Source organism: Vibrio alfacsensis (assembly GCF_019670485.1).
Classification (GTDB): Bacteria; Pseudomonadota; Gammaproteobacteria; order Enterobacterales; family Vibrionaceae; genus Vibrio; species Vibrio alfacsensis.
This window is the reverse complement of record NZ_AP024165.1, coordinates 953,981-965,030: the sequence shown is the minus strand read 5'-3', so window position 1 is coordinate 965,030 and position 11,050 is coordinate 953,981. Positions and strand designations below refer to the sequence as shown.

8 protein-coding genes are annotated in these 11,050 nt (G+C 42.0%); 5 read left to right on the top strand and 3 right to left on the bottom strand.

Annotation, left to right across the window (positions count from 1 at the left end):
* Positions 1–89: 89 nt before the first annotated feature.
* Together VA249_RS04490 and VA249_RS04485 are read right to left on the bottom strand one after the other, a co-directional pair.
* Positions 90–2,954: an HD domain-containing phosphohydrolase gene (locus tag VA249_RS04490; protein ID WP_221069096.1), complete on the bottom strand. Its 2,865-nt coding sequence runs from the start codon at positions 2,952–2,954 to the stop codon at positions 90–92.
* A 286-nt stretch (positions 2,955–3,240) separates the two neighbouring features.
* Complete coding sequence (locus VA249_RS04485) at positions 3,241–3,576, bottom strand: Grx4 family monothiol glutaredoxin (RefSeq protein ID WP_221069095.1); 336 nt, start codon at positions 3,574–3,576, stop codon at positions 3,241–3,243.
* 242 nt (positions 3,577–3,818) lie between these two features.
* Between VA249_RS04485 and sodB the strand changes: the two genes are divergently transcribed.
* From sodB to VA249_RS04470, 3 genes are all read left to right on the top strand, one after another.
* Positions 3,819–4,403: a superoxide dismutase [Fe] gene (gene sodB / locus VA249_RS04480; RefSeq protein ID WP_221069094.1), complete on the top strand. Its 585-nt coding sequence runs from the start codon at positions 3,819–3,821 to the stop codon at positions 4,401–4,403.
* Positions 4,404–4,546: 143 nt separating this feature from the next.
* The gene (locus tag VA249_RS04475) at positions 4,547–5,050 is read left to right on the top strand and encodes a VC2046/SO_2500 family protein (RefSeq protein WP_221069093.1); all 504 of its coding nucleotides are present in this window, start codon (positions 4,547–4,549) and stop codon (positions 5,048–5,050) included.
* Positions 5,051–5,243: 193 nt separating this feature from the next.
* Positions 5,244–5,933, top strand: coding sequence for an SDR family oxidoreductase (locus VA249_RS04470; RefSeq protein ID WP_221069092.1), 690 nt, complete (start codon positions 5,244–5,246; stop codon positions 5,931–5,933).
* Positions 5,934–6,093: 160 nt separating this feature from the next.
* Here the strand turns inward: VA249_RS04470 and adhE are convergent, their stop codons facing one another.
* A complete protein-coding gene (gene adhE / locus VA249_RS04465; RefSeq protein ID WP_221069091.1) occupies positions 6,094–8,796 on the bottom strand; it encodes a bifunctional acetaldehyde-CoA/alcohol dehydrogenase in 2,703 nt (900 codons plus the stop codon).
* Positions 8,797–9,461: 665 nt separating this feature from the next.
* On the opposite strand from adhE, the gene VA249_RS04460 reads away from it, so the two are divergent.
* Positions 9,462–10,100, top strand: coding sequence for a YchE family NAAT transporter (locus VA249_RS04460; RefSeq protein WP_221069090.1), 639 nt, complete (start codon positions 9,462–9,464; stop codon positions 10,098–10,100).
* 62 nt (positions 10,101–10,162) lie between these two features.
* Positions 10,163–11,020, top strand: a complete 858-nt coding sequence (locus tag VA249_RS04455; RefSeq protein WP_221069089.1) for an ion transporter — start codon at positions 10,163–10,165, stop codon at positions 11,018–11,020.
* Positions 11,021–11,050: the final 30 nt, after the last annotated feature.

The following is an 11,050-nucleotide window of genomic DNA, read 5'->3' as shown; positions in this document are numbered from 1 at the left end:
CAATCCTTATCCATGCTTATGAAATAAGATTGGTACACAGTTTGATGATATGCAAGGTAACAAGCTGAATTTAAAATAGAAAAACTAGCTCAATCACTCGTTTCATTTCGAAGATATTTTTGAATGTCCACAGCATCAATTTGACTTGAAGCCATAAATTGAAGAGCAAAGCGTTTATACACACCAGAAGTAAGGAATAATTCGAACAAATCTCTATCTAGATGATTGTCTTCCACCATAAAGCTCATAATTCGAATAGATTCCGACAATGACTTCGCCTTTTTATAAGGTCGGTCAGCACTGGTTAGAGCCTCAAATACATCTGCGATTGCCATAATTTTCGCTGTAATTGGCATATCTTCACCTTTGAGGCCCATCGGGTAACCAGTCCCATCTATTTTTTCATGGTGACCACCAGCGATCTTTGACACATTCCTCATGTGTTTTGGAAAAGGCAGAGACTCAAGGATCTTTATAGTTTGAATGATATGATCGTTAATGATGAACCTTTCCTCATTGGTCAGGGTTCCTCGTTGAATAGATAAGTTATATACCTCGCCTAAATTGGCTTGGTGAGATGTAGGCTTCAGAATAAATCGTTCTTCATTGGTTGGAGGAAAATCCCAAGGGACGAGGTGCTCAGGACGATCACTCAACAACGGCTCATTAACCGGAAATTCACACTCTTCTGTATAGCGTTGCCTTTCGGCCCAAGAAATGCCAATGGTTTTACTTAGGGTTCTCGTCCAAGTCTGCGCTGCAATCTTATTTAGACGCTCAAGAGCTTCATCATCCACAAACTCACTTCCAAGGTTGAGATTTGCGATAAACTCAAAGTCATTATCGATTTCCAAATGTCGTTGCTGTAAACGCTCGTGAAATTCATCCGGTAGTTGGGCTGTATTTTCTTTAAGTAAGCTTATTTCACTTTCTCTTTTAAGGACTTCAAAACGCATTCGTATCTCGTGAATACGATCATAAATAGTTTCTAGTTTTGTAGCCTTGTCAACAACATACTCAGGGGTCGTTATCTTGCCACAATCATGTAACCAACTTGCCATGTTGAGTTCATCCCATTGCTTAGAAGTGAGATTAAAGTGACGAAATACCTCATTATCAGACTCTTGCGCAGCCTGCGTTAACCACTTCGTAATAATTGGAACTCTTTGACAGTGATTTCCTGTGTATGGCGATTTTTTATCTAATGACCCTGCAAATACCTGAATAAAAGAATCTAATAGTGCTTTTTGGTCATTAAGCATATTGTGTGTTTCTATGGTAACGGATGTAAAACCTAACAGCGTGTTTAGGTAATCAGTGTACTGCTCATAATGTTCTCTTGCGCTGCCATTCTCATACAAAACACCAAAAGAACCAATTACCTCTCCCGAACGAGATGAAAGCGGTATACAAATAATTTCGCCGTTGTCTCCCTTATCCCATTGAAGATCAATCCTAGGAAGCTCGTTGACATTGAAAATGGCAGGTTTCTTTGCAATGAAGATTTCTTGAATAAAACGACTGGCACCTGAAACTGGCACATCCTTAGCTTGCAGCTTGTTTTCTTCAATGCCCTCCCACCAAACAAACTTTGGAACTAAGCTCTTTGTGCCAACATCTAACAAGTACAGAAAGACGCCATTGGCGCCAACAGCATGGGCTGTATCTCGACATACTAAACTAAGCATGTCATCCAGATTTTCTTGCCTCGCAATGCTATTGGTTAAAGAAATAAACTGCTTGATAGTTTCTTGGGTCGACATCTGTGCATAATTGAGTTCGTGAATTTCTCTAATAAAACTATCTTCTAGAGGAGTATCATCAAACCTAAACCGTTCTATTTCTAGCGCCCTTTTTGTTACTCGCTGAATGGGCTTAGAAATGTATGTGGATACCACATAAATAACTGGCAACATTAAAATCAGGATCAGAAGAGATGCATAGATCGTTTGTTTTTTGATGAGTAAACCAGTGTCAAACAAATCTGCAGTCTTGGTCGCCATTAACAGGTGAATATGCCCACTGTTCAACGGCTTAATTGTGACAACCTTCCCGAGCCAGCTCTCTCCATCAAATTTGAACTCCCCCAATACTCCTTGGCTCTGCTCTTTGTCTTCATCTAATAGTTTTAGAAGCACATCGCTTTTCAAATCATCTATGGCTGGATTTCGGGACTCATTCACACCTTGATTTGCAATCATGGCATAAACATCACCCTCATCGTTATACAAAGCTCTCAACGATGAATTAGTCGATAGAGTGTTCTTTAAAGAGGACTGTAAATCTTCGAGTAACACGCCAGCAGTAACAACTGTGCCCCCAGGACTCCTCCTAAAAACAGTTATACCGAGCGAGTCTTTACCCAAAATATGTATCGGCTTAGATACCTTGTTCGAACTATCGGCAGCCAAACTTTCCCAGTTTGGTGTATTGCTTAATAAAGGAGCAACATCTAAGTCTACGGAATGAATTTCTAGAAACTCACTATCAAGCCCTGTTGTATACAGTGCTCCGCCTTTCTTGTGTATAAGCAAGTATCGAGTATTTGGGTCAATCGCTAAGTTCTCGCGTACCGTTTCATTTTCGAGGTGAATAACTCTAAATAAATCACCAGAAGGATAGTAGAAAGAATAGGAAATGATGTGTGGGAACTGATCTAAGAGGTAAGTGATCTTTGGCAGCAACTGCTCCCGCTCTTCGAACGTCGTTGCATGATTTTTATCACTGTGAGCAAAAGAACTTAACGCCGAGAAAGCGGTGCTGTAATGGCTATTCAGTTTGTACCTTGTTTCAAGCTCAATACGATCAAACAGCTTACTGTTTGCTTCTAAGATGAGTGTTGATAGACCTTTATTAGTAACAAAAATCTGAACGCCTGATGCGATAACGACAATGAAAAGGATTATCACCGTAAGGTGTATATGTATAGGTAGAACCTTTATACTTTTTTTCATTATCATTTACCCAACTAGACGATCACCTGCTTATAAAACAATAGTATCTAATTGGATTAATAGTATATTTTCTTTGTTATCTTATGTCTCAGGGCCTAGTCTCATGAATGACATACCCACCATACATTCATATAACAATCCGATATACTACCTGGTGAAATGATAAATATGTGAATTCAGTTTTTGTCGCTAACCCTCAAAAAAGACATTTTTCAAACACCTAAAAAAGAAAAAGGAGCCAATGCGGCTCCTTTATATTCTATCGCCAAATGTGAGCATTTACGAATTACTCAGCGTCACCTTCAACGCGCGCAGCCGCTTCTTTGATAAGAGGCTGAAGTTCACCTTTTTGGAACATTTCCAAAATGATGTCACAACCACCAATCAACTCACCTTCAACCCATAGTTGTGGGAATGTTGGCCATTGAGCGAATTTTGGTAGCTCAGCACGGATATCTGGGTTTTGTAGAATGTCTACGTAAGCGAACTTCTCACCACAAGCCATTAGTGCTTGTGCTGCTTGAGAAGAGAAACCACAGCTAGGTAGTTTCGGTGATCCTTTCATGTACAGCAGGATTGAGTTTTCAGAAATCTGCTGTTTGATTTTATCGATAGTTTCCATCGCTTCCTCATTCATGGATGTGAACTTTAATTATTGCCACATTCTACTCAATAAATGCAGAATAAAAACCATATAATTGATACGGCTTTTACTTTCCGATCCCAAAATATTTTCATATCGGGGTTTTAATAAAGTAAAAACTTGCTAAAATACTTTTCAAGTCAGTCGTAACGACTACATATAAATAAAATCATTGGAAGCAATAGAAAGGTAACCCTTTCATATCTATGGAGAATCGAGCAATGGCATTTGAACTACCAGCTCTTCCTTACGCAAAAGACGCACTAGAACCACACATCTCAGCAGAAACTCTAGATTTCCACCACGGTAAGCACCACAACACTTACGTTGTTAAGCTAAACGGTCTGATCCCTGGTACTGAGTTCGAAGGCAAAACGCTAGAAGAAATCATCAAAACTTCAACTGGTGGCGTGTTCAACAACGCAGCTCAAATCTGGAACCACACGTTCTACTGGCACTGTCTTGCACCAAATGCTGGCGGTGAGCCAACTGGCGCAGTTGCTGATGCAATCAACGCAGCATTCGGTTCTTTCGAAGAATTCAAAGCGAAGTTCACAGACGCAGCAATCAACAACTTCGGTTCTTCATGGACTTGGCTAGTTAAGAAAGCTGACGGTTCTCTAGAGATCGTTAACACTTCTAACGCAGCGACTCCACTAACAGAAGAAGGTACTACTCCACTTCTAACTGTTGACCTATGGGAACACGCGTACTACATCGATTACCGCAACGTACGTCCTGATTACATGAACGGCTTCTGGGCTCTTGTAAACTGGGAATTCGTAGCAGAGAACCTAGCGAAGTAATTTACTTCCCCCAAGTTCAATTTAGTCTGATTCAAAAGCTCGTGTTTTCACGAGCTTTTTTGTTTTTGATTCATATATCTGAAAGAATTAATCCTAAAGTTCTTCCTCTTTATGCCGTTATAGAAGCATCAACGAGGAACATCATGCAAATTCATACTTTAGATAAAGCGGCAATCATCAACGAGCTTCAGTTCGGCAATGGTATCAACCATGCTGTACATGATGGTCGTCGTGCCGATTTTGCTCTAATTATGTCCATGTTTTCTAATGACGTGCGTGATGTCGTTCCAGTCGAAGAAGTTCAAGAAACGAAAACAAGCGATGATATTCTTCGTCATCAATTCGGTTTATCTCAGCCGCAAGTACTGCGTTCAGACAGCAGCAGTTACGACATCGCAGCAGAACAAGCAAAACAGTTCCATTCTGCGGGGCTGCCATCAGCAAAGCTCAGTCACTACTTAAAGCCCGATGCCCTTACCTACATGCCTCAGGATACATTTGATCTGCCAGAAGAGGTTTACCATAACCTATCGGGTCATGAACGACGTAGCTTAGGTAAGCGAAATAAAAGTTTGATTCCCGAAGCGGGCCTCTATAATCAGTTAGTTACTGCACAACGCCAATATCAAATTCAAGCACAAGCGTAGCAACGATGTTTTCGTGATATAAATTACATTTCAAGCACGTTAGAAATGTGACTCATTGCCAATTCCTAGACATTACCTACCATTGACCAAGCGTTGTTTGAACGCATTCACACAGAAGCTCTAAATTTTCATCCATGCTGTTAGCTCGACCCTTTCTTGTATTGTTTACAAATACACATACAGTGAAGTTGCTATGGATATAAAAAACTCAGTCATCCTCATTACCTCCGCTGGTTCTCTGCTCGGCAGAACTTGTTCCAGTCACTTTGCCCATCTTGGCGCTACGGTCATATTGTGCGATGAAGATCGAAATGATCTAGACACAACCTACCAACAGATCCGCATTTTTTCAGACAAGGTATATGAGATAAATGTTTGTAGTTCCAATACCACATCTATCAACTTGCTCTTTGACCAAATCGAGTCTCTACTCGGGACGGCACCAGATGTCATCGTCAATTGTTGGACTTGCTCTCCCATGCCTAGCCTGATGGCACCTGAACCAATGAGTTCTTATATCGATCATCTATCCTCAGCCGCTCGTTTTTTATATACCTATGGTCAAGTCAGTGCAGAACGATTTCGCACCAGCAATAAGAAAGGCGTGATCATTAATGTTATTTCACATGAGGATCATAATAATTTTACCGGCGTAGAGAGTATAGCCGCATTGGTATCTGGCTTTACGGCCAGTTGGGCGAAAGAGCTAACCCCTTTCAATATTCGTGTCGGCGGAGTGATTCCATCACTTAGCCAAGCAAAAGATATTGAAACATTGGATGAACGCCATTGGGCAGAAATACAAGATGAGTTAGTTAGGAACACGGCGTACATTGTGACTAATGATTATTTCAGTGGAAGAGTGGTGACAGCAGAAGTGTAATACCAACGCATTATTTATTTACCCTTATCTAAACCAATGTATAAACCAATTCAAGGCGAAACAAAATCAATAAAAAAGCCCCAACCTTTCGGTTGGGGCTTGAAGTTTCCCGATTAAGATTTCGTGCTAGCGAAAACCTTATCTCATGAACAACTCTTAATTACGCGTCAGCTTTTTCTTTTTTTGCTTTTGGCGCAGTTTTCGCTGCTTCTTGGTCTGCTTTCTTCTTGATTACAGTAGTACCTTCGAAAGTTTCACCTTCAACGAATGCTTTACCGTAGTAAGAAGCCATTAGCACTTCTTTCAGCTCAGTGATTAGAGGGTAACGTGGGTTAGCACCTGTACACTGGTCATCGAACGCTTCAACAGCTAGCTCGTCAAGTTTCGCTACGAAGTCAGCTTCAGAAACACCCGCCGCTTGGATAGACATTGGGATATCTAGGTCGCCTTTCAGCTCGTCCAACCATGCTAATAGACGTTCAATCTTCTGAGCAGTGCGGTCACCTTCTTGGCTTAGGCCTAGGTGGTCAGCAACTTCAGCGTAACGACGACGTGCTTGTGGACGGTCGTATTGAGAGAACGCAGTTTGTTTAGTTGGGTTGTCGTTCGCGTTGTAACGTACAACGTTAGAGATTAGTAGTGCGTTCGCCAAACCGTGAGGTAGGTGGAACTCAGCACCAATCTTGTGCGCCATAGAGTGACAAACACCTAGGAATGCGTTCGCAAATGCGATACCAGCGATAGTTGCCGCGTTGTGTACTTTCTCACGAGCGATTGGGTCGTTTGCACCGTTCGCGTAGCTTGAAGGTAGGTACTCTTTAAGCATCTTAAGCGCTTGTAGAGCTTGACCATCTGAGTACTCGTTCGCAAGAACAGATACGTAAGCTTCTAGAGCGTGAGTTACTGCATCGTAACCACCGAATGCTGTTAGAGACTTAGGCATGTTCATTACTAGGTTCGCATCAACGATAGCCATGTTTGGCGTGATTTCGTAGTCCGCTAGTGGGTACTTAGCACCAGTCTTGTCGTCTGTAACAACAGCGAATGGAGTAACTTCTGAACCAGTACCTGAAGTTGTAGTGATACATACAAGCTCAGCTTTCTTACCCATTTTAGGGAACTTGTAGATACGTTTACGGATGTCCATAAAGCGCATTGCTAGTTCCGCGAAGTGAGTTTCTGGGTGCTCGTACATTACCCACATGATCTTCGCAGCATCCATCGGTGAACCACCACCTAGAGCTAGGATTACGTCAGGTTGGAAGCTCTTCATTGCTTCTGCACCTTTCTCAACAACAGATAGTGTTGGATCCGCTTCTACGTCGAAGAATGTTTGAACTTCGATGCCTTGCTCTTTAAGCAGTTTAACTACTTCATCAGCGTAACCGTTGTTGAATAGGAAACGGTCAGTTACTAGGAACGCGCGTTTCTTACCTTCTAGGTCGCTCATTGCGATTGGAAGGCTACCACGACGGAAGTAGATAGACTTAGGTAGTTTGTGCCACAACATGTTTTCAGCTCGCTTAGCTACAGTTTTCTTGTTGATAAGGTGCTTAGGACCAACGTTTTCAGAGATAGAGTTACCACCCCATGAACCACAACCTAGAGTTAGAGAAGGCGCTACGTTGAAGTTGTAAAGGTCACCGATACCACCGTGAGTAGTTGGGATGTTTACAAGGATACGTGCAGTCTTCATCTTGTCACCGAAGTAACGGATGCGGTCTGCGTTAACGTCTTGGTTAGTGTAAAGACCAGATGTGTGACCGATACCACCGATTTCAACCATTGTTACCGCTTGAGCAACTGCGTCTTCGAAGTTATCAGCACGGAATAGACCTAGAGTTGGAGATAGTTTCTCGTGAGCGAACTCATCATCGATCGATACTTTACCTAGGCCTTCACCTACAAGAACTTTAGTGTCAGCAGGAACTTTAACGCCAGCCATTTCAGCGATTGCTGGAGCAGGTTGACCTACGATTTTCGCGTTTAGCGCGCCGTCGATAAGAAGTACTTTACGTACTTTATCAGCGTCAGCCTTAGATAGAACGTGAGCTTTGTGAGAAGCGAAACGCTCTTTCACTTCGTCGTATACTTCGCTAACTACGATTGCAGCTTGCTCAGAAGCACATACTACGCCGTTATCGAAAGTTTTAGACATTAGGATAGAAGCAACAGCACGTTTGATGTCAGCTGTTTCATCGATAACGACAGGAACGTTACCTGCACCTACACCGATTGCTGGCTTACCAGAAGAGTAAGCGGCTTTAACCATGCCTGGACCACCAGTAGCAAGGATAAGAGCGATACCGTCATGCTTCATAAGAGCGTTAGAAAGCTCTACAGATGGTTGGTCAATCCAACCGATGATGTCTTTTGGAGCACCCGCTGCTACTGCTGCATCTAGAACAAGCTTAGCTGCGTCGTTAGTAGAGTTTTTAGCGCGTGGGTGTGGTGAGAAGATGATACCGTTACGAGTCTTCAGAGAGATTAGAGATTTGAAGATCGCGGTAGAAGTAGGGTTTGTTGTTGGTACGATACCACAAATAATACCTACAGGTTCTGCGATAGTCATCGTGCCTAGGTTTTCATCTTCTTCAAGGATGCCACACGTTTTTTCGTCTTTGTATTTATTGTAAATAAACTCAGACGCGAAGTGGTTCTTGATTACTTTATCTTCAACAATACCCATACCAGACTCAGCAACCGCTTGTTGTGCTAGCGGGATACGAGCGTGGTTAGCTGCTAGAGATGCTGCACGGAAAATTGCATCCACTTTCTCTTGAGAGAACGTAGCAAATTCTTCTTGAGCCGCTTTAACGCGAGCTACTAGAGCATCTAGTTCAGCCAAATTAGTTACAGGCATAGGGAATCTCCTAAAATTAACAAATATTAAAAACTTTTTAGTAAGGCTATTGTGTTTCGTTTTTACTGTTCATCAGTGACTTAACAAACAACCGTCTTAGTAAATTGCTTTCAGGACTGAGTATAATATTTCAGAGTGTGAAAAAAATTGACTTGGATCACTTCTCTCTCTCGAAATACCTCAAAAGTAGTGGTTTACCACAATAAAGCAATCTAAGTAACTGATAAATAAGAAAATAAAAACCAAGCAACTTCAGTACAAAAAAACAGCATACAGATTTAAAACTTTAAGAAACAACAATAATGTGTAAAAAAGTTTCATTTTTAGCCAACAAAATTACATGTAGAGCCAAATTTTTGTGCTACTGAGAGTATATCCATTTCGACTTATCTCTCTACAAACCCACTTTTTTTTTCTCAAAAATGTGCGAATGTTAACGTTTGTGCAAATCAGTATACTACCTCACTCCACTCTCTCATTCAGTTTCTACGTAACAAATCGTTTCCATGTAGCATACATTTCATTTAACAATTAGTTTTTCTCACAAATAGTGGGGCAAATACGTTAGTTTTTTTCATTTCTTCCTGCCGCCGTTTTGCCTTACATTACCGCCTAAAATTACCTCCTCTCTTTTTCACTACGGTGAACATTTACGAGTAAACAACATGCAAACTTTAGAGTTAGCGATTTTCCTACAGTTTTTCTTGGGTTTGGTCGCGGCAGTGAACCCTGTCGGTATCATGCCTGTATTCGTGTCATTGACGGGCCATATGACGCCTGAAGAGAAAAACAAAACCGCAACGACAGCCAATATTGCCGTAGCCGTCATTTTGATCATTTCACTATTTGCTGGTCAGTTGCTGCTAGATATGTTCAGTATTTCTCTCGATTCTTTCCGCGTTGCTGGCGGTTTACTACTGCTAAGCATTGCGTTCTCGATGATGAGCGGTAAGTTAGGCGAGGATAAGCAAAACAAGCAGGAAAAAACTGAATACGTAAGCCGTGAACAAATTGGTGTTGTACCTCTTGCTATGCCTCTTATGGCAGGTCCTGGTGCGATCAGTTCTACGATTGTCTATGGGGCTCGTTACCCAAGCATGATGGACACGGTCGGTATTAGCGTAACGATTATGCTGTTTTGCTTCTGTTCTTGGTTGCTGTTTCGTTCTGCACCATTGATCGTGCGATTCCTTGGTCAAACGGGTATCAACGTGATCACACGTATCATGGGTTTGATCTTAGGTGCACTCGGGATTGAATTCATCGCAAATGGCCTAAGAAACCTATTCCCTGGTTTAGCCTAAGCTTCCCAAATTCTGGTATGATGTTGTAATCCGTTTCATTTTAACGCTGACAATGCAACATCATGCCTCGCAAGTCTCTTAAGCATCATTTATATGTCATCATCTTTGGCACCCACACACGTGCTGGCCGTGCATTTGATATCGCCCTGATTGCTGCGATCATTACTTCTCTTGTGGTGCTCATTCTTGAGTCTTTACCATCGGTAATGACTGAGTGGTCTCAAGAGTTACGTTATATTGAATACACGTTCACTGCCCTATTTACCCTTGAGTACCTACTAAGGCTTTACTGCTCTCCTAAACCGAAATCTTATGCCACCAGCTTTTATGGTGTTGTGGACCTGCTTGCCATATTGCCAACGTACTTAGCTATCTTTTTCCCCGGCGCATCCTTTATGGGCGTCGTCCGATTACTGCGTGTGATGCGAATCTTCCGAATTCTAAAGCTCGTTCGTTATCTGCAAGATTCCAATGTTTTATTACGCTCGCTTCTGATGGCTCGTCGCAAGATCTTTATCTTCTTTAGTACCGTTGGGATTCTCGTCATTATTTTAGGGTCACTTATCTTTGTGATTGAAGGGCCTCACAACGGATTTACCAGTATCCCGAAAAGCATTTATTGGGCGATCGTGACGATCACAACCGTTGGATACGGGGACATGGTTCCTCAAACCAATTTAGGTAAAGCGATCGCTTCAATCACGATGTTATTAGGTTATTCAATCCTAGCGGTTCCAACCGGCATTATTACTGCAGAGCTCAGCAACGAAATGAGTGCGCATAAAGAGCTAGTAAAATGTCCGAACTGTAATCGCTCTGGGCACGATTCTGATGCGATACATTGCAAGCACTGCGGAAGCGAACTGGCAGATCCTGATAATCGAGTCGTGGCTGGAAACGAAAACGAAAAGAGCTCCTGATGGAGCTCTTATGTTAAGTCGTTTAGAAAA

Bases quoted from the DNA above. Each gene is read 5' to 3' on its own strand.
- VA249_RS04490 (WP_221069096.1), bottom strand. From the start codon at position 2,954: ATGAAAAAAAGTATAAAGGTTCTACCTATACATATACACCTTACGGTG.
- VA249_RS04485 (WP_221069095.1), bottom strand. From the start codon at position 3,576: ATGGAAACTATCGATAAAATCAAACAGCAGATTTCTGAAAACTCAATC.
- sodB (WP_221069094.1), top strand. From the start codon at position 3,819: ATGGCATTTGAACTACCAGCTCTTCCTTACGCAAAAGACGCACTAGAA.
- VA249_RS04475 (WP_221069093.1), top strand. From the start codon at position 4,547: ATGCAAATTCATACTTTAGATAAAGCGGCAATCATCAACGAGCTTCAG.
- VA249_RS04470 (WP_221069092.1), top strand. From the start codon at position 5,244: ATGGATATAAAAAACTCAGTCATCCTCATTACCTCCGCTGGTTCTCTG.
- adhE (WP_221069091.1), bottom strand. From the start codon at position 8,796: ATGCCTGTAACTAATTTGGCTGAACTAGATGCTCTAGTAGCTCGCGTT.
- VA249_RS04460 (WP_221069090.1), top strand. From the start codon at position 9,462: ATGCAAACTTTAGAGTTAGCGATTTTCCTACAGTTTTTCTTGGGTTTG.
- VA249_RS04455 (WP_221069089.1), top strand. From the start codon at position 10,163: ATGCCTCGCAAGTCTCTTAAGCATCATTTATATGTCATCATCTTTGGC.